The sequence below is a fragment of the Ruegeria meonggei genome, assembly GCF_900172215.1.
In the GTDB taxonomy this organism is placed as follows: Bacteria; Pseudomonadota; Alphaproteobacteria; order Rhodobacterales; family Rhodobacteraceae; genus Ruegeria; species Ruegeria meonggei.
Genome location: NZ_FWFP01000010.1, coordinates 48,507 through 75,234 on the forward strand (window position 1 = coordinate 48,507; position 26,728 = coordinate 75,234).

The following is a 26,728-nucleotide window of genomic DNA, read 5'->3' on the forward strand; positions in this document are numbered from 1 at the left end:
CTGTCTCCTATCCTGCGGTGGACAGCAAATCTATTCATGAATAGTCATAGACGGTATGAGCAAAACTGATTTCACCGATCTGGACGGCAAGGTGCTGCGCGTCTTCCTCACCATACTCGAGGAAAGCTCGGTTTCGAAAGCGGCGGACCGGCTAGGGGTCACGCAATCGGCCATTAGCCACACGTTGGGCAAACTGCGACAGGTCCTGGGTGACCCGCTTTTCGTTCGATCCGGTCAGGGGCTGACACCCACCGAGCGCGCCTTGTCGTTGAAGGACCCGGTCCAGCGTGTCCTGGACGGCATGCGCGCCCTGACCGAGGATCGCCCGTTTGACCCATTGTCAGAAGAGATCAGCCTGCAGATCGCCACCAATGATATGCCGCGAGAACTGATTTTTCCCCCGCTGGTGCGCGCGGCCCGGGCCGAAGGCGTGCGGCTGCAACTTGGCTTTATCCCCTCGGGTGTGCCGGATCCTGATCTGCTGCGCAGTGACCGCTGCCAGCTGATGCTGACCCCGCTGCCACCGGATGGACCGGATATCTTTCAGAAACGCCTATTAAGCAGCCCGTTGATGATCTTCTATGACGCGGAGCGGCGCACGCCCCCAAAAAGTTGGCAAGCCTATTGCGACACAGATCACGTCGCGGTCCGGTTTGCGGACGGGCGCAGCTCTCGTGTGGTGATGCGGGGCGTGGATCAGACCCGGATCAAACCAGCCACTGTCACCCTGCCGCATTTCAACGCCATTCCACCGTTCGTGAAAGGCAGTGACCTGATATCAACTGACACGGCGCTAATGAAACGCGGTCCGCTTGCAGCACTTGACTGCGCGCCGCTGCCCTTTGCCTGTGACCCGGTTTCAATCTACATGGTCTGGCACCAACGGTCAGCCAACGACCCAGCGCACCGTTGGCTGCGCCATCGGATCGAAGCGCTTGCCGCGGCGCTTCAGGACTGAGTCAGCAGCCAGTCCTTCATCGCCGTGACAAGCGCAGGCTGGCGCGGATGTTTCGGCGTGACCACGTAAAAGCCGAGGTCTTCGATCAGCACTTCGGGTAGAGGTTGAACCAACTGACCGGATACAAGCTCTGCCGATACAAGGGCTTCATTGGCCAGCGCGACACCCTGGCCCGACAAAGCGGCATCGATTGCCAGACTGGTTTGGCTAAAGTTCATGACACGGGCTTTGCCCTCAACGGCGGCGCGTTCCAAAAACAAAGGCCACAAACCATGCGTGTCATTCAGCAAAACGTGGCGCAACAGATCCTTGGGTTGCTTGATCTCACGCGCCAGCACCTGGCTGCAGACTGGAATGAAATTGGTGGAAAACAATGGCTCGGCCGTCAGGCCCTGGCCAAATGGCGCGCGGCCCTGCCTGACAGCAAGGTCCACGCCATCGCCCCGGAAATCGGCCAATTGTTCGCGCGCATCGATCCGAACTTCGATCTCGGGGTGTTGTGCGGTGAAGTCCGGCAAACGTGGGACCAGCCATTTCGACGCAAAGCTAGGCGTGACGGACAATGTGATCTGACGGTCCCCCGACAGCTCGTGTACCGCGTCTTCAATCAGGCGAAAGGCTCGGCGAAGTGGTGCATGAAACCGTCGCCCCGCATCGGTCAGCGCAAGACCCCGTGGCAAACGGTCGAACAGGGTTTCCGCCAAACGCGCCTCAAGACCGCGCACCTGCTGGGCGACCGCACCCTGCGTCACACCCAGTTCTTCAGCCGCAAGGCGAAAGTTCAGGTGCCGAGCCGAGGCTTCAAAAGCCCGCAGTGCATTTAAGGGGGGCAGTGCTGTCATCAATTCATCCAGTAGATTTCCTACAGCATAGAGACAGAAGAACTGATTGGTCAAACCCGGTTTCAGCGCCCATCTTGAAGGCAACCACAAAACGGAGACATCACATGACAAAAGTGGCGCTAATTACGGCAGGAGGCAGCGGCATGGGCGCAGATTCCGCCCGTCGGCTGGCCGCAGACGGGTTCAAGGTCGGCATCCTGTCCTCGTCCGGCAAGGGCGAAGCACTTGCCCATGAACTGGGTGGGGTAGGCATCACCGGTTCGAACCAATCGCCCGACGATCTGCAAAAACTGGTAGATTCTGCGATGACCCATTGGGGGCGTATCGATGTGTTGGTCAACTCGGCCGGGCACGGACCCCGCGCACCGGTGCTGGAACTGACGGACGAAGATTGGCACACTGGGATGGATGTCTATTTCCTGAACGCGGTCCGCCCAACCCGCCTGGTCACTCCGATCATGCAGGAACAAGGCGGCGGATCGATCATCAACATTTCGACCTTTGCTGCGTTTGAACCGGACCCTGTGTTTCCGACCTCTGGCGTGTTCCGCGCCGGGTTGGCGGCGTTTACCAAACTGTTTTCGGACAAATACGCCGCTGAGAATATCAGAATGAATAATGTCCTGCCCGGTTTCATCGACAGCCTGCCCGAAAAGGAAGAGTTCCGCGCCCGCATCCCAATGGGCCGCTATGGACGCAGTTATGATGAAATCGCCTCGGTCGTGGCCATGCTGGCCTCTGAGGGTGGCGGGTACATCACCGGCCAGAACATCCGCGTTGACGGTGGCATTACACGAGCCGTTTAAGGTCAGAACCGCGCCTTGATCAAATGCGTCAGCGCTGCGCCGGTTTCGAAATAGGCGCGGCGCAGGCCTGCCCAGCTTTCGCGATGACTGGAAACGATCGGAACTGGCAACAAAGCAGGATCATTGGCCAGCAAGCTTTCCGCCATCATCCGCCCAAAAACCGTTCCCGGACCGATACCGCGCCCGGAAAATCCGTGAACAGACAGGGCATTGGGACCGATCCGTGTGATCTTGGGAAGATGATCAGAGGTCATCGCAATGCGTCCGTGCCACCCCTCAACCAACGCCTGATCGGCCAGTTGCGGGTAAAGCGCGGTCATCATTCGCCTGATCCATGCACTGTGTGACCCGCTGCCGACATGGCCAAGGTCTCCCATCGCGCCGATGATCAGGCGGCCCTGAGAATCCATCCGGAACGAGGTCATGATCAGCCCGGTATCCCAAGCACCTTCGCCACCGGGCAGTAGGCTGGCACGCAGATTGTCGGACAAAGGCCCAGTGGAATACTGGAAATAATAGACCGGAACATAGGCCGGGGCCGAGGCCTGCAGATGCTGGTGATAGGCATTTGTCGCCTGCATCACCGATTTCGCCCGTATAGTGCCGCTGCTGGTCTTCAGCTCCCAGACACCTGCCGTGTGCTTTAGGGATTGGACCGGGCTGTTGGTAAACACCTGTGCCCCAACTTCGGTGGCGCAACGGGCCAGGCCCCGGACATAAGCCAGCGGCTGGATCGTACCCGCGCGCGGATCAAAAAGAGCCTCGTGAAACGCAGCACTACCAGTGCGCTGGCGGGCCTGCTCAGCAGACAGCAACTTAACCGGTGCGCCGCTGGCAGTCAGTTGCGCATATCGGGTCTGCAAGTTCCGGGACCCTGCCGTCGAATGTGCGCAGTGCAGGGTTCCTTTGCGCACCGGATCGCACGCGATACCATGCTGGTTGATCAGATCAAACACCGCAGACGGGGCAGCGGCCAGAAGGTCGATCAAACGATCACCGGCATTCGCACCCAGATATCCACGGATGTCCTCTGGTGGCAGCCACAGCCCTGCATTTACCAGCCCGACGTTTCGACCCGACCCTCCGTGGCCAATCTCCTGCGCCTCAAGCAGGCACACGGACGCCCCTGCACGCGCCGCTGTCAGTGCGGCAGCACAACCGGTATAGCCACCGCCAATTACAGCTAGGTCAACGGTCAGATCCGCGCTTAACGATGTGCTTTCGACGTGCTCCTGGCAGGTTTTCCGCCAGAGGGACTGGTCGTGATCACTCATGTAAGGCTCCTGAAATGTGCGCGGATCATCTGGGGAGTTTCAACCGGTTGCAAGCGCCCTTTGGTCCGCACGGCCCATTGCGATCAGGGCAGGCTGTGTATCCTGTTGGACCTGGAACGCTGCCTTGTCCGACATGCCGCGCCAATCCGCCAGCACCAGCGATTGCGCGACCGCGCCGCCAAAGGTTGCTCCGGGGCCGGTGACGATGAACAGATCGGGGGCAAACTCTTGGGCTGCGGTCTGGATCGCGCGGGTGAAGTCATAGGGTTCAGTCACCTGGTGCCCCAGCGTGTAATCCCACAGCGCCTGCGTATCCGTCGCACCCGGCCACCAGATCTTGCCACGCCCATCGATCAGCGGATGGTTTGGTTGACCAAACAGATCCGCGCTCAGCCGCGCTCGGCCTTCGGCCGCAACGGGAGCCTGCAAATGGGTGTGAAAGGCTGCATGGTTAGCCAGCCGCATCGGAAACCGATCCTGCGCCATGGGCTGAGAGGCCTCGAACGCGGTCAGGCCTGCCTTATTCCCTGCCAGAACCAGCATCCCACCCAGATCAATGGACAATCCCAGATAATGACCCTCTTGCCCGTTGATCCGCGCGACATCCAACAACAGTTCGGCCTTGCGCGCTGGGTCATTTACCCAGTTGTCACCGGTGAAGGGATAGACCAGTTGTCCGCCGATCAGATGGTCCTGCATCAACGTGCCCATCGTGTTGACGATGGTGAATCCTGCCTCGGCCGACACTGCACCGCCTGCAGCCAACGCGATGTACCAGCCCATGGAATTGCCGGTAACCGCGACAACCTCGATATCCTCGGCCAAGTCCTGCGCATCCGCCAGCGACGCCGCATAAATCAAAGGCGAGGCCACGTCGCCGCGCGAATAAGTGCTGACCGTGTATCGGTCGGCGGCGTCCAATGCGGTTACGGTCTTCTGCCCGGCCTGGGACCGGACGGCGTCAAAACCCTGAAACATTGCCATCTTGTCCGGGTGGTGACGGTGCAGATATCCTAGCTCGGGCTTGTTATAGGTGCCGCGACCGGGGCAGATGACAACGGCTGTGCGGGTCATGATTGGACTCCCGTAAGGGTCAAGGCGGCGGCGATGATTCCGTCTTTGGACGGCAAGGGCGCGGCATAGGCCGGGCCGGTTGCGATAAAACTGTCTTCAGCCACAACGCGCGCGGTTGGAATGTTGGTGTTTTCTTCTGCAAAGAAGGTCATCAGCGCCTCGGACTGGCTGCCGGTGCGGCGGCATTCGTCGACAATCAGGATGTGTTTGCACCCTTCTGTGGCCTCGCACAGTGCTTCAGTTGGCAAGGGCGCCAACCAGCGCATATCGATAACGCGGGTCCGCAGCCCGGCAGCTTCCAGCGCGGGCAGTGCCTGTTTCGAAAGGTAATGCCCGTTGCCATAGGTAACGATGGCCAGATCTGTACCGCCTCCATACACGCCGACATCACCCAGCGCGATACGTTTGTCCGGCGCAGGATAAGTGTCCATCCATCCCGCATCCTGCGGCTCGTGAAGATCGCGCATCGGATACAGCGCGATAGGCTCAAGGAAGACGACCACCCGCTGTTCCTCACGGGCAAGGCGAACGCATTCGCGCAACATCTGCACCGCGTCCGCCCCGGCTGAAGGGCAGGCAATGATGATCCCGGGGATGTCCCGCAGCACCGCCAGCGAGTTGTCGTTGTGGAAATGGCCGCCGAACCCTTTCTGGTACCCCAACCCGGCAATCCGCAGCACCATCGGATTGGTAAACTGCCCGTTCGAGAAGAAGGGTAACGTCGCCGCCTCGCCGCGGATCTGGTCTTCGGCATTGTGGAGATAGGCAAGGAACTGGATTTCCGGGATCGGAATGAACCCGTTATGCCCCATGCCAATGGCCAGCCCCAGAATGGATTGTTCATCCAGCAACGTGTCGATGACCCGGTCGGGGCCAAAGCGCTGCTGCAACTTTTGCGTCACGCCATAAACGCCGCCCTTGCGGCCCACATCTTCGCCCATGCAGACGATCTCGGAATGGTCCAGCATCAGATCGGTCAGTGCCCAGTTGATCAGGCGGCTCATGGGCTGAGGATCAGCCATCGCGCGCATATCGCCGCCAAAGGCCTTGGCGCGGGCCTCGACACTTGGGCCGTTGGTGGGCTTGCAGGCACGTTTGGGAGGGATCAGGCTGGCCATGACTTCGGCCGCGCTGGACAGATGCGAGCGCGTAGCGACTTCGGCTGCTATCCGGTCAGTGCGGGCGCAGGTGTCGGTGTAAATTGCCAACGCCCGATCCGGCGGTAAGGCCCCGGCCTGATCCAGCAGCCGCACCGAATGCAATAGGGGATCCTGGGCCTCGTCCGCCTCAACCTCGGATTTCGACAGATAGGTGGTTGGCACATCCGCCCCTGCATGGCCATAGAGGCGCACAGTTTTCAGGTGCAGGAAGGCAGGTTTGCGGCGGGTCCGCACATAGGTGGCGGCCTCTTGTGCCACTGCGTAGGTTTCATAGATGTCCAACCCGTTGGCCTCAAAATACCTGATCCCGGGCCGATGTTCCATTGAGGTTTGAATCCACCCTTTCGGTGTTTTGACCGAAATGCCGATCCCGTTATCCTCACACACGAACAGCAGGGGTAAAGGTGTTGACTGCACGCTGGTCCAGCCCGCCGTGTTGATAGCGCCCTGCGCCGTGGAATGGTTGGCTGAGGCATCCCCAAAAGAACACATGGCAATCCCATCCAGCGGCAATTCCCGATGTTCAGGCGGGTACCGCCGCGCTGCGCCCAGCGCGTAAGCCGCGCCAACGGCTTTGGGCAGGTGGCTGGCAATGGTCGAAGTCTGCGGCGGGATCGTCAGCGCCTTGGACCCCAGCACCTTATGACGCCCGCCCGAGATCGGGTCCTCGCTCGAACAAGCAAAGCTTAGCAACATGTCCCACGCGATCTGCTGGCCTGGCACTTGCTCAGCCCGTGCGATTTGAAAAGCCGCATCGCGATAGTGCAGAAATGCGATATCCGTTGGGCGCAAAGCATGGGCCACGGCAGCCATGCCTTCGTGGCCAGAGGACCCGATTGTATAGAACCCCTGCCCCGCCTTCTGCATCGCGCGGCTGGTCCGGTCCAGTGCTCGGCTGAGGACCTGCGACCGGAACAGCGACACGGCGTCGGTATCGCCCAGCTCATCGCGCGGAGCCGCGCCCTTAGGATAGTCGCGTTTGGCGACCCGTTTCAGGAAATTCTCATGAACGATCTGCGCGCGATCCATTGCGTGTTCCCCGGTCTTCTCTCATTACAGTCTGGCATATTCTTCGGTGGCACTATGCGGGCTTACAGACGGCCACACAAAAGAAATACCTAAATTTGTATCGTTCTGGCGCATCGCAATTGCCAGTGATATTCCTTCCGAAAGGTATGAGGATTAGTCATATGATCGCCCCCCGCCGCTTTCTGCCCTCGATCCCCTCTTTATTGGCGCTTGAAGCCGTAGACCGCCTCGGCAGTGCCTCGGCCGCAGCCGAAGAGCTGTCGCTGACGCAAAGCGCGATCAGCCGGCAGCTAAAATCGATGGAGCAGCAGCTGGGCGTCGACCTGATCCAGCGCAGTCAAATGCGGCTGCACCTGACCCCTGCGGCACAGGAATACGTCCAGGTTGCCCGTGCGGCGCTGACCCAGCTGGCGCAGGCCTCACTGAAGCTCAAGGCCAATCCAACGGGTGGGTCGCTGAATCTGTCGATCCTGCCCGCGTTCGGGATGCACTGGCTGGCCCCGCGCCTTCAGGATTTTGCCCGGCGCCACCCGGAAGTGACGGTCAACCTGAACACGCGCCTGCGGCCCTTCGATTTCGAGACCCAGCATTTCGACGCCGCCATCCATTTTGGTCAACGTGACTGGGCCGGGGTGAACTACCTGCCGATCATGCGTGAAACTGTCCTGCCCGTATGCGCACCGGACATATTGCCAGACAATCCCGATGACATCGAATGGCTGGCAGAGGCGCCGCTGCTGCACCTGGAAACCCGACCCGATGCCTGGGAAAGGTGGTTTGCGGGTCAGGGCCGAGATGTTACGGGCGTACGCGGAATGCTGTTCGATCAGTTTTCGACAATGGGCCAGGCCACGGTTCACGGGCTGGGCGTGGCTCTTCTGCCCAGCTATCTGGTCGAAGAGGACTTGCGGACCGGGCGACTGGTCCGGGCCTGGCAGGGGCCGGGGGTTAGCTTGGGTGATTTTTATCTGGTGTGGCCGCAATCGCGTGCAGAATCCGAACCTCTGAAGTCTTTTCGACTGTGGCTGGAGGGCCAGATAAACCCAGCTGGCAAGAGCAGGAAATAGCCCAACCGCTGACCACGCCTTTCGCCTGATGGCACTTCAATACCTGCGCGGCCATCGGCCTTGCGTCCTGCGGACGGCAAGAGGCCAGGCAGGCGCGGGCTGCGCCCGCGCCTGCCTGGCTCAACGGGAGGAGATGTTTCGACAGAAACCTCGACGACGGGCGGGAGGTCCCGCAGCGTCCTTATTTGTCCAGTGAGCGAGCGATAAGCTCTTTCATGATCTCGTTCGTACCGCCGTAAATCATCTGCACCCGCGCGTCGGCATACAGCCGGGCTATCGGGTATTCCATCATGAACCCGTATCCGCCGAACAACTGCAGGCATTCGTGCATGATTTCGTTCTGCACTTCGGATCCCCAGTATTTTGCCATAGACGCGGTCGCCGCATCCAAAGTACCCGCTTCAAGCCGCGCGATGCAGTCGCTGAGGAAGCTGCGCAGAACTTCTGCCTTGGTCTTGCATTCGGCCAGCTTGAACCGCGTGTTCTGGAAATCCATCACCCGCTGGCCAAAGGCTTTGCGTTCCTGTGTGTATTTGATCGTCTCGGCAATTGCGAAATCAATCGCGCCCAGCGCACCGATGCCAATCGTCATTCGCTCCCAGGGCAATTGCTTCATCATCTGATAAAAGCCTTGCCCTTCTTCCGACCCGATCAGGTTGGTCATGGGCACTTTGACATCCTCAAAAAACAGCTCGGCCGTGTCGTTGGCCTTCATGCCCAGCTTCTTGAGGTTACGCCCCTTGCGGAATCCTTCGGCGCCTTCGGTCTCAACAGCGATCAGCGACACGCCCTTTGAGCCCATTGTCTTGTCAGTTTTGCCCGCCACCAGGATCAGGTCTGCCGAGGCCCCGTTGGTGATAAAGATCTTGGACCCGTTCAGACGGTAGGAGTTTCCATCCTTTTCGGCCGTCGTACGAATGGCCTGCACGTCCGAGCCGGTTCCGGGTTCGGTCATTGCCAGCGCACCGACCATCTCACCCGAGGCAAGCTTGGGCAGCCATTTGCGCTTTTGATCTTCGGTGCCGTAGGCGGTGATATAATGAATAACAATCGACTGGATGGCATACCCCCAGCCCGAATCCCCATGCGAGGTCTGCGCGTACATCGTGACGGCATCAAAACCGAGCCCGCCGCCGACGCCCTCGTATTCTTCGGGGATCGCCCCGGCCATCAGCCCCATATCGCCAGCTTTGCGCCAGAAATCGCGGTCTACGACGCCGTTGTCGTTCCACTTTTCGATATTGGGCTCCAACTCATCGGCCATGAAACGGTCTGCCATTTCGGCAAACATCTGGTGTTCTTCAGTGGCCCAGCTGGAAGTGGCGGTAAAAAGCGACATGGGTGTCCTCCGTTGCAGATTTTCGTCAAGGTATCTTCGGACTTATCGCAATCCAATCCATCGACAGCGCCGCTACGCAACGTCTTTTCGCCGTTTGCGCCTTGGTTCAGGCCAACGCGGCGTCCAGCAGGACCCGCGCCGCGGCTTTCGCATCGCGCGCCGGATCGCAGGACTTCAGAAGAACCGCCGTCACAATCGCTCCTTCTTTCAGCAACAGGATCTGGCAACCCAGCGCCTCTGGATTTCGGGCACCGGCCTTGCGCGCCAGATCTGTGAAATACTCCAGTAGTGCACGCTTGTGTTCGGCGGCTTGAACGTGAATCGGGTGTTCTTTTTCCTGAAACTCGGCCCCGGCTTTGATGAACATACAACCGCGAAAGCCGTCTTCATTGAACCATTCGCCCAGCGCATCAAAACTCGCAAGCAATTGCTCTGCCGGGGTATCCGCCAACTCTTGGACACGACGCAGAAACCAGTTCCGGAAATTCTCGTCCCGCAATCGCAATGCGGCCAGGATCAGTTCTTCCTTGGTGCGGAAGTGCTTGTACATCGAGGTCTTGGAAACACCCGTTTCCACCACCAGCTTGTCCATGCCCGTGGCGTGAAAACCGCTTTTGTAAAAGACCTGCAAGGCCTTTCGGACCAGCTCGTCACGTTTGTTTGGGCGCATGATTCGGCTCCATAGTGTACAGATCAGTACATAATGCGCATCTTCCCGGGCGACAACCCGGATGGTCCAAGCCGTTGATTTACATCGAAATCACCAGGTGAGCGATCGAGATCCCGCAGTCGTAAGGAAATCTCGCTTGCAAAACTTTACCGATCAGTACACATTAACTCAAAGATGTACCGATCTGTAAACTCTGGAGCGATCAGATGCGCCGCCGACCCAACCCTTTCTCAGCCCAGTACGTCCCGCTTCTTTTGGCCATCGCACTGATTGCCGTCTCTCTGACCTGAAAGATACCGACATGAGCCGCCCCCATTTGCCCCCTTTCACCCTGGACACCGCCACGCAGAAGGTGCGTATGGCGGAAAACGCATGGAACAGCCGCGATGCTGATGTCGTGACCCCCGCCTATACAGACGACAGCCAATGGCGGAACCGGGCCGAGTTCCTGAGCGGGCACAAAGACATCCATGCTTTTCTGACCCGCAAATGGCGCAAAGAACTGGAGTATCGCCTGATCAAAGAGCTATGGGCTTATTCGGGCAACCGCATCGCCGTACGCTATGCCTATGAATGGTGCGACGGCGACGGCCAGTGGTTTCGGTCTTATGGCAACGAGAATTGGGAGTTTGCCGAAGATGGCCGGATGGCCAACCGTCACGCCTCGCTCAACGATCTACCGATAACCGAGGCCGACCGCCTGTTCCATTGGCCACTGGGGCCCCGCCCTGATGACCATGCAGGCCTGTCCGACCTCGGCCTTTAAGAAGGACACAGCATGCCCCGCGCCTTTTCGGAACTGACCTTCACACCCGCAGTTCGCGCCCATCAAGAACGCAACGGATCAGCAAAGACCTATGCCAAATTCCTTGAGGGCGGACCACAACAAGGGCATGAGATCGGCCCCGAAGAAAAGGCGTTTATCGAAGCGCGGGACGGATTTTACCAATCCACTGTTTCGGAAACCGGCTGGCCGTATGTCCAGTATCGTGGCGGCCCGGCAGGGTTTTTGAGGGTTCTTGGCCCGCGCACAATCGGATACGCCGATTTCTCGGGGAACAAACAATATATCTCGCGCGGGAACTTGGACGGGAATGACCGGATTGCAATTATCCTTATGGATTACGTCAATCAGCGGCGGCTCAAGATCCTGGGCCGCGTGGGCTTCACCGAAGGTGAGGTCGCTGCCGCCAGCCTGTATCCCGAAGGCGCTGACGCGCTGGCCGAGCGTGCCGTCATTATTAGCGTCGAAGCGCTGGACTGGAATTGCCCCCGCCATATCACGCCACGCTTTACCGAGGCCGAGCTGCAACCTCACCTAAGCTCTTTCGGGCAGCAGCTGGGACAATAGCAGGCGGAAAATGAGAGATTGAAACAGGAATTGGCAAAACGGTCCTGATCCTGGTCAGCCAAACAAGGAGCGTTCACCGATGTTAAGACTAAGGCTGGATTTTGCCCTCACCTGCCTGATTGGCGTGATTTTATGTGTCGCAGCTCTGGCCCTGGCGTTCTTCGCTTCACCTGAGGCGGTCCGCAGCGCGCCGCCGGCCTCCTACAACGTGTTGCTGCTGGAGCGGCTGTTGGACAGGTCGTCCGATTGATTCCCCGAGAATTTCTTTCAAATCCTGTTTATACCCCTTGACCTTCCCGTGACTGGAACCCCCATCTGGAAGGAGAAAGACAGTACAGGATGAGTCGGATGGCCGCGCCACAGACAACGCAGTTGAAAATCACCGGCATGGGGTGTGCGTCCTGTGTCGGGCGTGTCGAGGCCGCATTGCGAAATGTGCCGGGCGTAACCAATGCTGCCGTCAATTTCGCAACCGAAACCGCGCAGGTCACCCATGACACGCCCCTGCGTGCGCTGACTCAGGCCCTGACGGATGCCGGATATCCTGCCCAAGCGGCGAACAATCAGACTGATATGGCCAAGTCTGAAGAGGCCCACGCCCTGACCCGCGCAACACTGTTTGCCGCACTTCTGGCGCTGCCCGTGTTTGTTCTGGAAATGGGCGGGCATATGATCCCGGCTTTTCATCACTGGGTGCACGGGACAATTGGCGCGCAAACCAGCCACCTGATCCAATTCGCGCTGACCTCTGTTCTGCTGATCGGCCCCGGGCGGGTGTTCTATGCCAAAGGCATCCCGTCATTGCTGCGTGGATCGCCTGACATGAATGCACTGGTCGCGTTGGGCACTGGGGCAGCTTATCTGTTTTCGGTCACAGCCACCTTTGCTCCGCAGATCCTGCCGCGGGGCAGCGCTAATGTGTATTTCGAGGCCGCCTCGGTCATCGTTGTCCTGATCCTGTTGGGCCGCATGATGGAGACCCGTGCCAAGGGTCGGACCGGGGCCGCGATCCGCAAGCTGGTGGGCCTGCAACCCAAGACCGCACGGGTTGAGGTAGACGGCATCTTTATCGACCGTCCCATCGCCGACATCACGGTCGGCGATATCCTGCAAATCCGCCCAGGAGAGCGCGTGCCGGTCGATGCGGAGGTATTGGAAGGCACCTCTTACGTTGATGAAAGTATGATCACAGGGGAGCCTGTTCCGGTCGGAAAATCACCAAGCGATCAAGTCGTAGGCGGCACTGTCAACGGCACCGGTGCGTTGCGGGTACGCGCCACGCGGGTCGGGGCCGATACCGTGCTGGCACAGGTCATTCAGATGGTGGAACAGGCGCAAGGGGCCAAGCTGCCAATTCAGGGGCTGGTCGACCGGATTACCGCCTGGTTCGTGCCTGCGGTGATCGGTGCCGCACTGCTGACGATTGTGGTCTGGCTAATTTTTGGCCCCGTACCTGCGCTGCCGATGGCGTTGGTCACAGGGGTGTCGGTTCTGATCATCGCCTGCCCCTGTGCGATGGGGCTGGCCACGCCGACCTCGATCATAGTGGGCACCGGACGGGCGGCGGAACTGGGTATTCTGTTTCGCAAGGGCGATGCGCTGCAACAATTGCAGCAGGCCAAGGTAGTGGCGCTGGACAAGACCGGCACCTTGACCCTGGGCCGGCCCGAGCTGGAGCATGTGACCACGATCAATGGCTTTGAACGCGCTGACCTCCTGCGACTTGCCGCAGCGGTCGAGGCGCACTCGGAACATCCAATCGCCACAGCGATTACGCGGGCCGGGCCGGCGGAACTGCCACCTGTGACCCAGTTTGCCTCGCTGACCGGGCTGGGCGTGCAGGCTGTGGCTGACAGCCACGACATTCTGATCGGCTCACCCCGCCTGATGCTGCAGAACGGGATCGACCTGACAGACCTGAAGCCCGAGGCCGATCAATTTGCCAGCGAAGGGGCAACCCCCTTGTATGTGGCCATTGACGGCCAAGCGGCTGCTCTGCTTGCCGTGTCAGACCCGATCAAACCCGGCACTGTGCAGGCGCTGGACCGTTTACATGCAATGGGCCTGACCCTGGCAATGGTGACCGGAGATAACGCCCGCACCGCGCAGGCCCTGGCCGACACGCTGGGTATCGACCATGTCACGGCCGAGGTTCTGCCCGATGGCAAACTTGCCGCAATTACGGCTCTGCGCGACCAGTTCGGCGCGCTTGCTTTTGTCGGCGACGGCATCAACGACGCCCCTGCCCTGGCCGCAGCGGATATCGGCGTGGCCATCGGCACGGGCACCGATGTGGCGATTGAGACGGCAGATGTGGTGCTGATGTCCGGTGACCTGCGCGGTGTGGCCAACGCGGTCGAGATCAGCCGCCGCACCATGCGCAACATCCGACAGAATCTGGGCTGGGCATTTGGTTACAACATCGTGCTGATCCCTGTGGCCGCCGGGGCGTTGTATCCGTTCAGCGGGCATCTTCTGTCCCCCGCCCTTGCGGCCGGGGCCATGGCATTGTCGAGCGTCTTTGTCGTCGCAAACGCGCTGCGTCTACGTCGGGTGCGGGCCAGCCTGCCAGAACCAAAACAAGATCACACAACCCAAACGGTGACAACATGAATATCGGCGACGTGGCAACCCGAACCGGGCTGCCCGCTAAGACAATCCGGTATTACGAGGATATCGGTCTGATCAAACCCCTACGCGATGACAACGGCTATCGTCGGTTCCGAGACCAGGACCTGCACAAGCTGAACTTTCTGGGTCGCGCTCGCGCGCTGGGATTCACGATCGAGGATTGCCGAACCCTGATGGCGCTGTATGAGGATGAAACACGGGCCAGCGCCGATGTCAAAAAAGTCGCACGCTCGCATATGGGACAGATTGAGGCAAAGATTGCCGATCTGAACGCGATGCGCGACACGCTGAGCCATCTGATCGATGCCTGCGCGGGCGATGACCGGCCCGATTGCCCGATCCTGCAAGATTTGGGCGGCAAGCCCTGACGCGGGGTTGCCCTTTGGGCGCAGCTTTGCTTTGTCTCTGCTAGACATTCCGGCCTTCTGATCGAGATGGCTACCGAACAGCTGAGAGGATCACAAAATGGCAAAAGTCGCGTTTCTGGGCCTGGGCGTTATGGGCTATCCCATGGCTGGTCACCTGCAGGCCGCAGGTCACGACGTGACCGTTTACAACCGCACCACTGCCAAGGCCGAAGCCTGGGTTGCACAGCATGGCGGCGCGATGGCGACCACGCCGAAAGACGCGGCTGAGGGCGCTGAGTTTGTCATGGCTTGCGTCGGCAACGACAACGATTTGCGCGCGGTCTGTACCGGCGATAACGGAGCGTTTGACGGCATGGCCGCGGGATCGGTTTTTGTCGATCACACCACCGTCTCAGCCAAGGTAACGCGCGAACTTTATGAGGCAGGCCTGGGCCAGGAGATCGCGTTTGTGGACGCCCCGATTTCGGGCGGGCAGGCAGGTGCAGAAAACGCTGTCTTGTCGATCATGTGTGGCGGGGATCAGGTGGCCTATGATGCGGCTGAGCCGGTCATGCAGGTCTACTCAAAAATCTGCCGGCGTATTGGCGACAGCGGCGCAGGGCAGATGACCAAGATGTGCAACCAGATCGCCATCGCAGGCCTAGTGCAAGGCCTCAGCGAAGCGCTGCATTTCGCCGAAAAGGCCGGTCTGGACGGCCGCGCGGTGGTTGAGGTAATCAGCCAGGGTGCTGCAGGCAGTTGGCAGATGGCCAACCGCTATGAAACCATGCTGGACGATCATTTCGAGCATGGGTTTGCGGTAGACTGGATGCGCAAGGATCTGGGCATTTGCCTGAACACCGCCAATGAAACCGGCGCATCGCTTCCGGTGACTGCGCTTGTCGATCAGTTTTATAAGGATGTGCAGAAACTGGGCGGTGGACGGTGGGATACGTCGTCTCTGATCAAACGCCTGCGCGCGCTGGACTGAGGGTAAGGGGGCTGTCTGCCCCCTCTTGACCCTGAGGGCCAATTCACCCCCGAGGATATTTGTGGCCAGATGAAGAGGATCATCGTGACGTTTTCGCAGGAGGTCGCATGAGCGACATGAGTGCATTCTGGACAGAAGCTATGCGCCGAAACTGGGGATTGGAAGCCCGGTTGGAGCGGTTGGATGGCGAGTATGATCTGAACTTTCGGGCCTGCGCCACAAATGGCCAGGATTACGTTCTGAAAGTCATGCGCGCGGGATGCGAGGCCGAGCTTGTGGACCTGCAAGTTCAGGCACTGGCGCACCTTGCGGCTGAGGCTCCGGGGCTGCCTTTTCCCAAAGTGTTCCCTGATCTGAGCGGTGTTTTGTTACCCGAAATCGCGGACGCGGACGGGCAAATGAGGTTGGTTTGGCTCCTCGAGTGTCTGCCGGGGGAATGCTATGCGCGGGTAGCGCCGAAATCGGAGGATTTGATCCTGAAACTGGGACGCGTTTTGGGTGCAACGGACCGCGCGTTAGAGCGGTTCTCACATGCCGGATTACAGCGCGCCGGGTTCAAGTGGGACCTGATGCAAGCGGGCTGGGTTGCGGATCAGTTGGGCGCGATTGCGGATCCCTCACGCCAAGCCTTGTTAGCCGAAATCTGCGACGGGTTCGCGGCAATTTCAGGCCAATTGGTGGGATTGCCCAAACAGGCCCTCCACAATGATGCCAATGATTACAACATACTGGTGGAAGGCGCGCTGGATAAACGCCCGAGTGTTTCCGGCCTGATCGATCTGGGCGACATGTGTGCTGCGCCGCGCATCTGTGATCTGGCGATTGCGGGGGCCTATGTGGTGTTGGATCACCCTAAACCCGAGCATGCGCTGGCGGCCTTGGTGCGTGGCTATCACGCCGCTAACCGGTTGCGTCCGGATGAGGTCGACCTGATCTGGCCGTTGCTGTGCATGCGGCTGGCGGTCTCGGTTGTGAATTCCACCTTGATGGCAGGTGAGAACCCCGATGATCCGTACGTGACCATCAGTCAAGCCCCGGCCTGGCGGTTCCTTGAAAACACAGAGATCAATGGCGGCTTGATGCCCGCCCGATTGCGGGCAGCTTGCAGTTTGCCGGTGACCGAAGGTGCAGAGCGTATCCACGCCTATCTGTCTGAGCATCGCGGCCAGTTCGCGCAGCTGTTCGAACAGGACCTGAGCGATGTGCCGATGGGCTCGCTTTCGGTCGAAAACTGCACATGGCCGCAGAACCCGTTCCAAATGCCACTGGCCGAGGCCGCGCGGGTGGGTGAGGAATACGGCGAAGGCGTGTGGCTGGGCTATTACAATGAACCCCGCCTGATTTACGCGGAACCGGGATTCCGCAAGGGGCCGTGGAAAGCCTCGGACCGGCGCACCGTGCACCTGGCTGTGGATGTGTTTGCCCCCGCCGGCACCGTTCTACATGCGCCGATGAGCGGCCGGGTCGAAGCGGTAGAGAACAGGAACGCACATCTGGATTACGGCGGTGTTGTGATCTTGCATCACGAAACACCCGAGGGGGATGCTTTCTATACCCTTTATGGCCATCTGGACCCCGAGGTTTGCGACCGGCTGAAACCTGGCGATCCGGTGGCGCAGGGGGCTGCTTTTGCGCAGTTGGGGGATGCGGCGCAGAACGGAGGTTGGGCTCCTCATGTGCACTTCCAACTGGCCCTGGCTACGGATGGAATGCAGACAAACTGGCCCGGTGTCGGTGATCCTGATGAGATGGAGCTGTGGCATGCGCTCTGCCCCAACCCCGCTGCTCTGCTGAACCTGCCAGACGACAAAGTGTTCTATCGCCCAACCGACAAACAGGCGATCCTGAAGGGGCGGCACGATCATTTTGGCGGCAACCTCAGTCTGACCTACGACGATCCGGTTATGCTGGTGCGTGGCTGGAAACATCACATGTTCGACGAATGGGGTCGCCCGTATCTGGACGCCTATAACAATGTGCCACATGTGGGGCATGCCCATCCACGCATTCAGGCGGTGGCGGCGGATCAACTGAGGCGGATGAACTCGAACACCAGGTACCTGCATCCGGCGCAGACGGCCTTTGCCGACAAACTGCTGTCCAAACTGCCAGATCACCTCAGCGTGTGTTTCTTCGTCAACTCGGGCACCGAAGCAAATGAACTGGCCCTGCGGCTGGCCCGCGCCCATACCAGCGCCAAGGGCATTGTGACACCGGATCATGGCTATCATGGCAACACCAACGCTGCTGTGGCGATCTCGGCCTATAAGTTCAACAAATCAGGCGGGATTGGCCAGGCCGATTGGGTTGAACTGGTTGAGGTCGCGGACGAGTACCGTGGGTCGTTCAGACGTAACGATCCTGACCGCGCCCGCAAATATGCCGATCTGGTCGACCCGGCGATTGCAGCGCTGCAGGACAGGGGACAGGGCGTGGCCGGTTTTATCGCCGAGACCTTCCCTTCGGTCGGGGGGCAGATCATCCCTCCCATAGGCTATCTGCCTGCCGTGTACGAGAAAATCCGAGCCGCCGGAGGTGTCTGCATCGCCGATGAAGTCCAAACCGGCCTGGGGCGTCTGGGCGCGTATTATTTTGGCTTTGAACATCAGGGCGCGCTGCCGGATATCGTTGTGATGGGAAAGCCCATCGGCAACGGCCACCCGCTGGGCGTTTTGGTCACCACCAAAGAGATCGCTCAAAACTTTGACAACGGAATCGAATTCTTCTCGACCTTTGGCGGATCAACCCTGTCCTGCCGGATCGGAAAAGAGGTGCTGGACATCGTTGATGACGAAGGGCTGCAGGACAACGCACACGCAATGGGCGTGCGGTTGATGGACGGGCTGCGTCAGATCGAAGGTGATTTCGCCTGTGTCGGCGATGTACGCGGCATGGGGCTGTTTCTCGGTGTTGAACTGATCAATCCTGATGGCTCGGAAGGCACGGAGATTTGCAAATACGTCAAGAACCGGATGCGCGATCATCGCATTCTGATCGGCAGCGAAGGGCCAAAGGACAATATCCTGAAAATCCGCCCGCCTCTGACGATTGAGGCTGATGATGTCGACATGATATTGTGGGCCTTGCGGGATGTTCTGGCCGAAGTCGGCGACTATGCCCCTGCCCCAGCCTGTGATCATGATCATCACCACGCAGGTTGCGGTTGCTGCTGAAACGACAAAACCCCGGCGCAACAAGCCGGGGTTTTGACGGAGGCCTGGTGCTTAATGCAGCACGGCCTCAGGGGGTTTATGCCCGGTTGTTGGCAACGGCACCGAAGCGGTCATCCGGCGCAGCAGCATACCCATTTCTTCGGACAATGCGGCCAGAGCGGGCGCGAAATCCGGACGTACGATCAACGACGCCATCATCATAGCGTCTTCGCGCGCGCCTTCCGAGGCGGACGCGATCATCTGGGCAAAACAGTTTTCGTCCGCGCCAAGGCAGGAACATCCCAGCCCGTGCCGAATTAGCGGACGCCGCCCGTAATTGGCGCAAAGGGAACAGAGCCGGTCCAAAGTCAGCATTGCAGCCCGCCCACAATCGGCACCCAGGACTATTTCGAAATCGCTTGCGGCATCGGCACGACCATTTGTGCCATCCCCCCACAACCGCAGATACGTAACGGCGCCTGCCTCTAGCGGGCTCAGGTCGGACAGGCGGCCCACGGCCGCCCCGCCTCGCGTCGAAGAGTTGCTCATTTCGTCAGGATCAGTTTGCCAGCACGGGTGATGCGCAACGTGTACAGTTGGTCGCCCAGCTCGATATGGGCGAGGTTCCCGCCCTTGGTCAGTTCTTCCGCCTTATGGGCCGGAAGCATGGACACCGCATAGGACTGGCTGGGATTCGGGTTCTGCATATTCATCAGGACAACTCCAGAGGTTCTCGGGCGAAAGGCCGTGTTTCTGTTCGCTTTTCAGTTAACGTGGCTGACCCGAACAAGGGTTGGCTGATTGACTTCACCTTAATCTGATTAATTTACTCAGGTATGTCAATCCCCGTTCTGGTTGAATATGTAACAGCAGCGTCGTTGCACTGTTTTACCCAGCAAGCTACCTGTTATGCGGACACTCAAACAGGCAGGAAACACAATGAGCGCGACCATCATGTTCGATCTGGACGGGACATTGGTAGACAGCCTTCCAGACATTGCGGCGGCTGCCAACAGGATGCTGCAGGATGTCAGAGTTGCCGCCCTGCCGCAGGATATTATCAAGACGTTTGTCGGCAACGGCCTGCCAAAACTGGTCGAGCGTGTGATCCATCATTGTGATTTACCGATGTCGGATCATGCAGACCTGACCGCAAGAACGCTGGCCCACTACAACGCCGCCTCATGCGATCAGACCGTTGTCTATCCCGGCGTGCCACAGGCACTAGGTCGATTGCGTGGGATGGGGTGCGTTCTGGGCGTCTGCACCAACAAGCCCGAAACTCCGGCACGCCACGTTCTTGAGGCGCTGAATCTAGCGCATTACTTCGATTGCGTCCTCGGCGGAGACAGCCTGAACACCCGCAAACCGGATCCGGGCCATCTTGAGGCAAGTTTTGCGGCCGTTTCCCCTGCCGGTCCGCGTCTGTTTGTCGGCGACAGCGAAGTTGACGCCGAAACCGCCCGGCGCGCGCAGGTTCCGTTCCTGCTGTTTACCAGGGGCTACCGAAAAACGCCGATCGACCAGATACCGCACACAACCCGCTATGACGACTGGGATAGCTTGCCCACCCTGGTCACTGAGCTGTTGCACCTAAAGGGCGAAGCCGTCTGATACTGACGCTAATGGGCGACGGATTCGGGCCTGGGAAGATCGCGGGATTTCGGTGACTGAGGGGCCGGCCGAGGGGGTAAGTAGCCAGCCCCTCACAGGGGAAAAGTGGTATGGTCCGAAATGACCCTTTCGATGGATTATGATTAACGAATCAGCTCGCGCGACGGTATTGGGGGATTCCCGTAGACCCCGAGAAAGCCTTGAGATTACTGCACCTTTTTTTCAAATTTATGTGAATAAATGCACACAGAGCACAAAAGAACGTAAACGAGCGCAATGCAATGAACGCAGAACACGCGCCCTGAAGGGGTGCGTTTACAACTTTTGGCATCCCGTCGCAGGGCACGGTGTGCAGGTGCTTAGACGGTGACACCTTGCAAGACCTGATCCCGCGACAGCTCTGATTTGGTGCCGGACATCAAAATCTCGCCCCGTCTAAGAACTACGAACTGGTCCGCCAGGTCGTAGGCAAAATCGAAATACTGTTCAACCAACACAATCGCCATCTCACCTTTGGTTCTGAGGTGGCGAATGACCTCGCCGATTTGCTGGATGATATTGGGCTGAATGCCTTCGGTCGGCTCATCCAATAGCAACAGCTTGGGTTTCGTGATCAGTGCCCTTGCAATGGCCAGTTGTTGTTGCTGGCCACCCGACAGATCTCCCCCGCGGCGGTTTTGCATCTGTTTGAGCACCGGAAACAGATCGAAAACCTCATCTGGAATGAAATGCTCACTGGTGGGCAAACAGGCAAAACCGGTTTCTAAATTCTCACGCACAGTGAGCAGGGGAAAAATTTCGCGGCCCTGTGCAACATAGCCCACACCTTTCCACGCCATGCGATGTGCGGGCAAAATGCCCAACGCTTCGCCGTTCAACTCCATCGCACCGCCCGAGCGCGGATGCGTGCCCGAGATTGCCTTGATCAGGCTGGTTTTACCAACACCATTGGTACCCATGACGCAGGTTACTTCGCCAAGTGCGGCCTCCATCGAGACGCCGTTCAGGATTTGCGAGTGCCCGTAATGCAGGGTCAGATCGTTCAGCTTCAGCATCGCTCAGCGCCCCAGATAGACGTCGATGACGTCCTGATTTGATGTGACGTGGTCCAGACTGCCCTCAGCCAGAACAGACCCCTCGTGCAAGACTGTGACCTTGCAGTTTAGGCGGCGGACAAATTCCATGTCGTGTTCCACCACCACAACTGCGCGGGTTTTGGCGGCTTGTACCAAAATTTCGGTAGTATGTTCGCGTTCCTGCGGGGTCATGCCCGCGGCAGGCTCGTCGACCAACAGCAGACGCGGTTCCTGCGCCAGCAGCATCCCAATCTCCAGCCATTGCTTCTGGCCGTGGCTCAGCTCGCCTGATTTGCGGCCCAGCTCATACTTCAGGCCGATTTCAGCAGCCAGATCCTCGACCTTTCGGAAATCGTCACCGGAGGGGCGGTAGAACAGAACACGAAGCCAACCGCGCATGTTCTTCAGCGCCATCAGCAGGTTTTCCTGTACGGTCTGATCTTCGAACACCGTGGGTTTCTGGAACTTCCGGCCAATGCCAGCTTGCGCGATCTTGGCCTCGCTCATCTTCAGCAGGGATACAGACTTTTCACCCCAGATTACGCGACCCTCGTCTGGCCGAGTTTTGCCGGTGACGATGTCCATGAATGTGGTCTTGCCCGCGCCGTTCGGACCAATGACGGCGCGCAATTCGGCATTGCCGATCTGGAACGACAGGTTGTTGATGGCGCGAAACCCGTCAAAGGTGACCGAGACGCCGCTGACCTCTAACAAAGCGCTCATTCCGTGGCCTCCTTTTCGCGAAGGGCCCCGTCATCCGGGCCAAGGTTAGCGCCATGACGATCCAACGGGCGACGATTGGCCCACAGATCGAACAACCCGCCGATACCTTGCGGGGCGAAAAGCGTGACCAGAACGAAGGACACTCCCAGCAGAACCTGCCACCAATCGACCCATTTGATCGCGTAGAAACCCAAGGGAATATCCGGAGCCTGCCCGCCGGTGAACCACGAGCTGAGCAAGCTGACAAACGCCGCGCCGATCACAGCACCGTACAATCGACCACGCCCGCCAATGGCAACCCAAACGGCTAGATAGATCGAGGCGATGGGGGCCATCTCTTCGGGGTTGATGATGCCCGCCTGCGGGTAATAGAGCGCACCGGCGATGGCGGCGATGCAGGCGGTCAGTGAAAAGACGGCCAGCTTGTATACTTCGACCGAGTATCCAAGGAACCGCACCCGCGCCTCGTTATCCCGGATGCCGCGGATGACTGACCCGAACTTGCCCGACACGATCCACGCGGCAAGCAAATATCCCAGACCCAGCGCCAGTGCTGACGCCCAGAGGAACCAGATCGACACCATGTCTTGCCCTGCGGTAACACCGGGTAGGTTCTGCAATCCTGACAAGCCATTATTGCCCCGCAACCCGCTGTCATTCTGGAACAGATACAGCGCCAGCGCCAAGGTCATCGCCTGCGTCAGAATCGATAGGTAGACGCCTGTTACCCGGCTGCGGAAGGCGAGCCAGCCAAATATCAGCGCCAGCAGTCCGGGGACCAGAACGACCAATGCCAGTTGCAGAAAAAGACTGTCCGAGAACGCCCAGATCAGCGGAAAATCCGATGACCCCACCACGCCGAAGATCTGGTTGCCGATGGCATCCACGACTTCAGCCGGGGTGGGAGGGATTTCGGCCTGCGCCAGTGACTCGACCACGATCAGGCGCGTGCGCTCATACATCAGCCACATGCCGATCATGTAGCCGCCCAGCCCGAAAAAGGCGAAGTGACCCAGTGAGAGGATGCCCGTGAAACCCCAGACCAGATCCATTGCAACCGCGATCAGGCACAGACACAGGGTTTTGCCCAGCGTCTTGACGAAACTGGTCGAGATCACGCCGATCCCGAACCCTTCGGACAAGACCGTGACCATCAGAGTGAACAGCGACAGGATGGTCAGAAAGACCAGAACCGACGGATTTTTGGCTATAAAGCTGTGGTCCATGGCTCAATCCCCTGCCGCGCGACCTTTGAGGGCGATGATGCCCCTTGGTCGGAACTGGATGAAGATGATGATGAAGATAATCATATAGGTTTGGGCTGCGAGGGTGTTTGAGGGGTTCATCCACTCGATCCCCTTTTGCAGGAAACCGATCATCCCCGCCCCGGCCAGTGCTCCCCAGATATTGCCGACCCCACCGACAACCACAGTCATAAAGCTCTGGACGATGTAATCATTGCCCAGGTCCGACGTGACCTTGGCAAACAGACCAATGGCGACACCTGCGATCCCGGCAATGCCCGAGCCCAGTCCAAAGGTCAGCATGTTCACACGCCCTGGATTGATCCCCATCGAGCCCGCCATGCGCGGGTTTTGGGTCACGGCACGCATCTCAAGCCCCAACCTTGTGCGGTTCGTGATGTTGAGGAACAGCAACAGAAAGATCAGTGCCAGCACAAAAATCGCAATCCGAATGTAACTGATCGAAACCACATCATTCAGGACCCAGGCCCCGTCCAGCCATCCTGGCGCGGTCAGCGGACGGGCCTGCGTACCAAAGATATTCTTGGCCAGTTGTTGCAGCGCAATCGAGATGCCAAACGTGGCCAGCAACGTTTCAAGCGGGCGGGCATAAAGCCAGCGGATCACCAACCGTTCCATCGCAACCCCCATCGCAAAGGTGACGGCAAAGGCCATTGGGACAGCGATGATGATCGACAGCGTGTGATCAGGGATGAACTGCTGCACCACATAACCGGTATAGGCGCCCATCATGATAAACTCGCCATGGGCCATGTTGATCACGCCCATCACGCCAAAGGTGATGGCAAGCCCGATGGCGGCCAGAAAATAGATCGACGCCAGCGAGATCGCGTCCAGCGTCAGGTCGAGCGTCTGGTTCAGGCCGACCTTCAGTTCAATCCGCTCAAGCGCCTGTTGCGCGGCAGTTGTCACTTCGGGTGAGGGCTCGGCATAGGTTTCAAAGAACACGTGCGGATCCAGTGCGGCGTCAATGTCGGCTTGCGTGATCAACGCGGGAACCGTTCCGGCCTCTGCCAGAGCGGCATACGCCCGAGTACGGGCAGCGGCGTTGTCAAGTTGCGCAACCGGAACGCCACCGACGCGGCCCCCGTTGATGTTTCCAGCCAGAGCGTTGCGGATGTCGTTGGATGTTACGCGGGGCGTGGCGAGGTTGTTTGCGACCAGCAGATCGTATGCGTCGTCCCGCGAGAGCGCAGTTGAACCGGGTATCAGCATTTTGGCGACATTCAGATCCACGGGCTGTTCCACTGCCGCTTGCCGTTTGGTTACAACAAGGGGGTTCAGCGCCGCGCGGACATCAACACCCAGGTCGTCGGTCATTTCCTCAATCGCGGCAACGCGCGCTGCGCTGTCTTCGTCATACCCAATGGTCAGCAACCGCTCGAGCCGGTGTTTCTGCACTTTCAGATCAGCGTCAGGCTCGCCATCGATCGAAGCGCGCAAAGGTTCTAACAACGCACCCTCGGGGTCGCGTTGAATGGATTGCAGCGCAGCCAGACGTTTTGCGCGGTCCGGGTCCGATAACTGGAACTGTACAAGCGCCGTGGCAATCATCGCGCGGACACCACTGTTGGGTTTCAACTGCTTGAGATTTGATTTCTCGTACGCTCCGACCGATTCACCGGTATCGAAATCGGTCAGGATGTACGACCGCCCCTCGGCCTTTTCCGCGGCAAAGAACTGACCATCCGTCTTGCGCATCCACATGTTCTTGGCGGCCCATGTCTCAAGCATTGCTTGCGCCTGAGGCAAGCCGCTGGTCGCAATCGCATCAATCGCCGGTTTGATCGTCTTGCGAGAGCTTTTGGCAATGATCTCTTGATGATTTTGCAGGATCGGTTGCAGACCGCCCTCTTGTGCGTTGGCGGTCAGGCAGGCGCACAGGATTGCGAAGCCCGCTAGAAATAGTCGTAACATGTAGTTAAAACCCGAGTGTCTTTTTGGGGCAAGGCGGATGATCACACCCGCCTTGCAGAAATGTTCAGTAGTTCGACAGGGTCTGAACGCAGGTCTTGGTCTCGGTGTTGTACATACCGCAGCCCAGATCTTTCCAATCCGATTTCAGCACCGCCGATTCCGGCAGGAAATCAGTCCAGGCATCACCTGCCACAACGTCGGTTTCGCTGATGATGTCGAACTGGCCGTCGTCCTGAATCTCTCCGATCAGAACCGGCTTGGCCAGATGGTGGTTCGGCAACATGACAGCGATGCCGCCGGTCAGGTTCGGGAATTCCTGCCCGTACATGGCGCCGCGCACGGCGTCGACTTCGGTCGAGCCTGCCTGGGTTGCGGCATTCACCCACATGTTGAAGCCGATGTAATGGGCCTCCATCGGGTCGTTGGTCACGCGGTCGTCGCCCATGGTGGCTTTCCATGTCTCAACAAATTCGGCGTTGGCGTCAGTGTCTGCAGACTGAAAGTAGTTCCAGGCCGCCAGATGACCCACAAGGTTGGTGGTATCCAGACCTGAAAGTTCCTCTTCCCCGACCGAGAAAGCCACAACCGGAATATCATCCGCCGAAACGCCAGCCGCGGCCAGTTCCTTGTAGAACCCGATATTGGCATCCCCGTTGATGGTCGAGATCACCCCGACCTTCTTGCCATCCGCGCCCAGCGCCACGACGTCGGACACGATCTTGGACCAGTCGGAATGACCGAAGGGCGTATAGTTCACAAAGATATCGTCATCCGAGATGCCCTTTTGTTTCAGATAGCTTTCCAGAATGTTGTTGGTGGTGCGGGGATAGACATAGTCCGTGCCCAGCAGGGCAAATTTCTCAACGCCCAGCTCGTCCAGGAAATAGTCTGTGGCCGGGATCGCCTGCTGATTGGGTGCGGCACCAGTGTAGAACACGTTCTTCGACGATTCTTCACCCTCGTACTGAACCGGATAGAACAACAGGCCGTCCAGTTCCTCGATCACCGGCAGCACCGATTTGCGGCTGACGGAAGTCCAGTTGCCAAAGATCACATCCACCTCGTGCACCGTCAGCAGCTCACGCGCCTTTTCGGCAAACAGCGGCCAGTCGGATGCGGGATCCACCACCACGGCCTCAAGCTGTTTGCCCAGCAGACCACCTTTGGCGTTTTGCTGGTCGATCAGCATCAGCATCGTGTCTTTCAGTGTGGTTTCCGAGATCGCCATGGTGCCCGACAGCGAATGCAGCACGCCGACCTTGATGGTGTCTTCGGCGGACAATGCTGCCGTCGCCATGGCCGCGAAGACCGCCGATCCGGCGAGCGTGGATTTGAGAAATGTCATGTAGTCCTCCTGGCGGGTTCCGCGGCAGAGGACTTGCGTAACGGCGCAATCTTCTTCTACCTGATCCCCGCAACTGTTGTTGCGTTCCGTGTGGCGG

Annotated in this window: 24 protein-coding genes; 11 read left to right on the forward strand and 13 right to left on the reverse strand. The window is 59.1% G+C overall.

The window, feature by feature from the left end; translation table 11 throughout:
• The first annotated feature begins 55 nt into the window (after window positions 1-55).
• Window positions 56-958, forward strand: a complete 903-nt coding sequence (locus RUM8411_RS16140) for a LysR family transcriptional regulator (RefSeq protein ID WP_085823750.1) — start codon at window positions 56-58, stop codon at window positions 956-958.
• On the opposite strand, the gene RUM8411_RS16145 is transcribed toward RUM8411_RS16140, so the two are convergent.
• Entirely contained in the window at window positions 949-1,800 is an 852-nt protein-coding gene (locus tag RUM8411_RS16145) for a LysR substrate-binding domain-containing protein (RefSeq protein ID WP_085823873.1), read from the reverse strand. The genes RUM8411_RS16140 and RUM8411_RS16145 overlap by 10 nt on opposite strands.
• Window positions 1,801-1,904: 104 nt before the next feature.
• Here RUM8411_RS16145 and RUM8411_RS16150 point away from each other — a divergent pair, with 104 nt between their 5' ends.
• Window positions 1,905-2,606: an SDR family oxidoreductase gene (locus tag RUM8411_RS16150; RefSeq protein ID WP_085823751.1), complete on the forward strand. Its 702-nt coding sequence runs from the start codon at window positions 1,905-1,907 to the stop codon at window positions 2,604-2,606.
• Window positions 2,607-2,608: 2 nt separating this feature from the next.
• Here RUM8411_RS16150 and RUM8411_RS16155 read toward each other — a convergent pair whose 3' ends face one another.
• The 3 genes from RUM8411_RS16155 to RUM8411_RS16165 are packed head-to-tail and all read right to left on the reverse strand — an operon-like array spanning window position 2,609 to window position 7,143.
• The gene (locus RUM8411_RS16155) at window positions 2,609-3,880 is read right to left on the reverse strand and encodes an NAD(P)/FAD-dependent oxidoreductase (RefSeq protein WP_085823752.1); all 1,272 of its coding nucleotides are present in this window, start codon (window positions 3,878-3,880) and stop codon (window positions 2,609-2,611) included.
• A 39-nt stretch (window positions 3,881-3,919) separates the two neighbouring features.
• Entirely contained in the window at window positions 3,920-4,954 is a 1,035-nt protein-coding gene (locus tag RUM8411_RS16160) for an ACP S-malonyltransferase (RefSeq protein ID WP_085823753.1), read from the reverse strand.
• Complete coding sequence (locus RUM8411_RS16165) at window positions 4,951-7,143, reverse strand: dehydrogenase E1 component subunit alpha/beta (RefSeq protein ID WP_085823754.1); 2,193 nt, start codon at window positions 7,141-7,143, stop codon at window positions 4,951-4,953. The genes RUM8411_RS16160 and RUM8411_RS16165 overlap by 4 nt, the downstream gene beginning before the upstream one ends.
• A 161-nt stretch (window positions 7,144-7,304) precedes the next feature.
• Here RUM8411_RS16165 and RUM8411_RS16170 point away from each other — a divergent pair, with 161 nt between their 5' ends.
• Window positions 7,305-8,210, forward strand: coding sequence for a LysR substrate-binding domain-containing protein (locus RUM8411_RS16170; protein ID WP_085823755.1), 906 nt, complete (start codon window positions 7,305-7,307; stop codon window positions 8,208-8,210).
• Between the two features lie 181 nt (window positions 8,211-8,391).
• Here the strand turns inward: RUM8411_RS16170 and RUM8411_RS16175 are convergent, their stop codons facing one another.
• Together RUM8411_RS16175 and RUM8411_RS16180 are read right to left on the reverse strand one after the other, a co-directional pair.
• A complete protein-coding gene (locus RUM8411_RS16175) occupies window positions 8,392-9,549 on the reverse strand; it encodes an acyl-CoA dehydrogenase family protein (RefSeq protein ID WP_085823756.1) in 1,158 nt (385 codons plus the stop codon).
• 106 nt (window positions 9,550-9,655) lie between these two features.
• Window positions 9,656-10,219, reverse strand: a complete 564-nt coding sequence (locus RUM8411_RS16180) for a TetR/AcrR family transcriptional regulator (protein ID WP_085823757.1) — start codon at window positions 10,217-10,219, stop codon at window positions 9,656-9,658.
• Between the two features lie 301 nt (window positions 10,220-10,520).
• Here RUM8411_RS16180 and RUM8411_RS16185 point away from each other — a divergent pair, with 301 nt between their 5' ends.
• The 7 genes from RUM8411_RS16185 (at window position 10,521) to RUM8411_RS16210 (ending at window position 18,712) form a co-directional block, all read left to right on the forward strand.
• A complete protein-coding gene (locus tag RUM8411_RS16185) occupies window positions 10,521-10,985 on the forward strand; it encodes a nuclear transport factor 2 family protein (RefSeq protein WP_085823758.1) in 465 nt (154 codons plus the stop codon).
• A 12-nt stretch (window positions 10,986-10,997) separates the two neighbouring features.
• Complete coding sequence (locus tag RUM8411_RS16190; protein WP_085823759.1) at window positions 10,998-11,570, forward strand: pyridoxamine 5'-phosphate oxidase family protein; 573 nt, start codon at window positions 10,998-11,000, stop codon at window positions 11,568-11,570.
• Window positions 11,571-11,649: 79 nt separating this feature from the next.
• Window positions 11,650-11,820 (forward strand): hypothetical protein, encoded by a 171-nt coding sequence (locus tag RUM8411_RS22745; protein ID WP_159453912.1) that lies wholly within the window; start codon window positions 11,650-11,652, stop codon window positions 11,818-11,820.
• Window positions 11,821-11,918: 98 nt separating this feature from the next.
• Window positions 11,919-14,183: a heavy metal translocating P-type ATPase gene (locus tag RUM8411_RS16195; protein ID WP_085823760.1), complete on the forward strand. Its 2,265-nt coding sequence runs from the start codon at window positions 11,919-11,921 to the stop codon at window positions 14,181-14,183.
• Window positions 14,180-14,569 carry a Cu(I)-responsive transcriptional regulator gene (cueR, locus tag RUM8411_RS16200; RefSeq protein WP_085823761.1) on the forward strand — a complete coding sequence of 130 codons (390 nt, stop codon included), beginning with the start codon at window positions 14,180-14,182 and terminating at the stop codon, window positions 14,567-14,569. The genes RUM8411_RS16195 and cueR overlap by 4 nt, the downstream gene beginning before the upstream one ends.
• 97 nt (window positions 14,570-14,666) lie before the next feature.
• A complete protein-coding gene (locus RUM8411_RS16205) occupies window positions 14,667-15,539 on the forward strand; it encodes an NAD(P)-dependent oxidoreductase (protein WP_085823762.1) in 873 nt (290 codons plus the stop codon).
• Between the two features lie 107 nt (window positions 15,540-15,646).
• On the forward strand, window positions 15,647-18,712 hold the full coding sequence (locus RUM8411_RS16210) for an aminotransferase class III-fold pyridoxal phosphate-dependent enzyme (RefSeq protein WP_085823763.1): 3,066 nt from the start codon (window positions 15,647-15,649) through the stop codon (window positions 18,710-18,712).
• A gap of 51 nt (window positions 18,713-18,763) precedes the next feature.
• On the opposite strand, the gene RUM8411_RS16215 is transcribed toward RUM8411_RS16210, so the two are convergent.
• Window positions 18,764-19,240 carry a hypothetical protein gene (locus RUM8411_RS16215; protein WP_085823764.1) on the reverse strand — a complete coding sequence of 159 codons (477 nt, stop codon included), beginning with the start codon at window positions 19,238-19,240 and terminating at the stop codon, window positions 18,764-18,766.
• The gene (gene hemP / locus RUM8411_RS16220) at window positions 19,237-19,404 is read right to left on the reverse strand and encodes a hemin uptake protein HemP (protein ID WP_085823765.1); all 168 of its coding nucleotides are present in this window, start codon (window positions 19,402-19,404) and stop codon (window positions 19,237-19,239) included. Before hemP ends, RUM8411_RS16215 begins: the two co-directional genes overlap by 4 nt.
• Window positions 19,405-19,630: 226 nt before the next feature.
• Here hemP and gph point away from each other — a divergent pair, with 226 nt between their 5' ends.
• Window positions 19,631-20,305 carry a phosphoglycolate phosphatase gene (gph, locus tag RUM8411_RS16225; RefSeq protein WP_085823766.1) on the forward strand — a complete coding sequence of 225 codons (675 nt, stop codon included), beginning with the start codon at window positions 19,631-19,633 and terminating at the stop codon, window positions 20,303-20,305.
• Window positions 20,306-20,664: 359 nt separating this feature from the next.
• Here the strand turns inward: gph and urtE are convergent, their stop codons facing one another.
• The 5 genes from urtE to urtA all read right to left on the reverse strand — a co-directional run bounded on the left by urtE (window position 20,665) and on the right by urtA (window position 26,631).
• Window positions 20,665-21,360: an urea ABC transporter ATP-binding subunit UrtE gene (urtE, locus tag RUM8411_RS16230; protein ID WP_085823767.1), complete on the reverse strand. Its 696-nt coding sequence runs from the start codon at window positions 21,358-21,360 to the stop codon at window positions 20,665-20,667.
• Between the two features lie 3 nt (window positions 21,361-21,363).
• Window positions 21,364-22,104, reverse strand: coding sequence for an urea ABC transporter ATP-binding protein UrtD (gene urtD, locus RUM8411_RS16235; protein ID WP_085823768.1), 741 nt, complete (start codon window positions 22,102-22,104; stop codon window positions 21,364-21,366).
• Window positions 22,101-23,330, reverse strand: coding sequence for an urea ABC transporter permease subunit UrtC (urtC, locus tag RUM8411_RS16240; RefSeq protein ID WP_085823769.1), 1,230 nt, complete (start codon window positions 23,328-23,330; stop codon window positions 22,101-22,103). The genes urtD and urtC overlap by 4 nt, the downstream gene beginning before the upstream one ends.
• A 3-nt stretch (window positions 23,331-23,333) precedes the next feature.
• Complete coding sequence (gene urtB / locus RUM8411_RS16245) at window positions 23,334-25,286, reverse strand: urea ABC transporter permease subunit UrtB (RefSeq protein WP_085823874.1); 1,953 nt, start codon at window positions 25,284-25,286, stop codon at window positions 23,334-23,336.
• Between the two features lie 64 nt (window positions 25,287-25,350).
• Window positions 25,351-26,631 carry an urea ABC transporter substrate-binding protein gene (urtA, locus tag RUM8411_RS16250; RefSeq protein WP_085823770.1) on the reverse strand — a complete coding sequence of 427 codons (1,281 nt, stop codon included), beginning with the start codon at window positions 26,629-26,631 and terminating at the stop codon, window positions 25,351-25,353.
• Window positions 26,632-26,728: the final 97 nt, after the last annotated feature.

Coding starts and splice junctions, on each gene's coding strand:
- RUM8411_RS16165 (WP_085823754.1), bottom strand. CDS start 7,143: ATGGATCGCGCGCAGATCGTTCATGAGAATTTCCTGAAACGGGTCGCC.
- urtC (WP_085823769.1), bottom strand. CDS start 23,330: ATGGACCACAGCTTTATAGCCAAAAATCCGTCGGTTCTGGTCTTTCTG.
- urtA (WP_085823770.1), bottom strand. CDS start 26,631: ATGACATTTCTCAAATCCACGCTCGCCGGATCGGCGGTCTTCGCGGCC.
- RUM8411_RS16190 (WP_085823759.1), top strand. CDS start 10,998: ATGCCCCGCGCCTTTTCGGAACTGACCTTCACACCCGCAGTTCGCGCC.
- RUM8411_RS16140 (WP_085823750.1), top strand. CDS start 56: ATGAGCAAAACTGATTTCACCGATCTGGACGGCAAGGTGCTGCGCGTC.
- urtE (WP_085823767.1), bottom strand. CDS start 21,360: ATGCTGAAGCTGAACGATCTGACCCTGCATTACGGGCACTCGCAAATC.
- RUM8411_RS16160 (WP_085823753.1), bottom strand. CDS start 4,954: ATGACCCGCACAGCCGTTGTCATCTGCCCCGGTCGCGGCACCTATAAC.
- RUM8411_RS22745 (WP_159453912.1), top strand. CDS start 11,650: ATGTTAAGACTAAGGCTGGATTTTGCCCTCACCTGCCTGATTGGCGTG.
- RUM8411_RS16195 (WP_085823760.1), top strand. CDS start 11,919: ATGGCCGCGCCACAGACAACGCAGTTGAAAATCACCGGCATGGGGTGT.
- RUM8411_RS16155 (WP_085823752.1), bottom strand. CDS start 3,880: ATGAGTGATCACGACCAGTCCCTCTGGCGGAAAACCTGCCAGGAGCAC.
- RUM8411_RS16215 (WP_085823764.1), bottom strand. CDS start 19,240: ATGAGCAACTCTTCGACGCGAGGCGGGGCGGCCGTGGGCCGCCTGTCC.
- RUM8411_RS16185 (WP_085823758.1), top strand. CDS start 10,521: ATGAGCCGCCCCCATTTGCCCCCTTTCACCCTGGACACCGCCACGCAG.
- hemP (WP_085823765.1), bottom strand. CDS start 19,404: ATGAATATGCAGAACCCGAATCCCAGCCAGTCCTATGCGGTGTCCATG.
- RUM8411_RS16180 (WP_085823757.1), bottom strand. CDS start 10,219: ATGCGCCCAAACAAACGTGACGAGCTGGTCCGAAAGGCCTTGCAGGTC.
- gph (WP_085823766.1), top strand. CDS start 19,631: ATGAGCGCGACCATCATGTTCGATCTGGACGGGACATTGGTAGACAGC.
- urtD (WP_085823768.1), bottom strand. CDS start 22,104: ATGAGCGCTTTGTTAGAGGTCAGCGGCGTCTCGGTCACCTTTGACGGG.
- cueR (WP_085823761.1), top strand. CDS start 14,180: ATGAATATCGGCGACGTGGCAACCCGAACCGGGCTGCCCGCTAAGACA.
- RUM8411_RS16205 (WP_085823762.1), top strand. CDS start 14,667: ATGGCAAAAGTCGCGTTTCTGGGCCTGGGCGTTATGGGCTATCCCATG.
- RUM8411_RS16170 (WP_085823755.1), top strand. CDS start 7,305: ATGATCGCCCCCCGCCGCTTTCTGCCCTCGATCCCCTCTTTATTGGCG.
- RUM8411_RS16145 (WP_085823873.1), bottom strand. CDS start 1,800: ATGACAGCACTGCCCCCCTTAAATGCACTGCGGGCTTTTGAAGCCTCG.
- urtB (WP_085823874.1), bottom strand. CDS start 25,286: ATGTTACGACTATTTCTAGCGGGCTTCGCAATCCTGTGCGCCTGCCTG.
- RUM8411_RS16175 (WP_085823756.1), bottom strand. CDS start 9,549: ATGTCGCTTTTTACCGCCACTTCCAGCTGGGCCACTGAAGAACACCAG.
- RUM8411_RS16150 (WP_085823751.1), top strand. CDS start 1,905: ATGACAAAAGTGGCGCTAATTACGGCAGGAGGCAGCGGCATGGGCGCA.
- RUM8411_RS16210 (WP_085823763.1), top strand. CDS start 15,647: ATGAGCGACATGAGTGCATTCTGGACAGAAGCTATGCGCCGAAACTGG.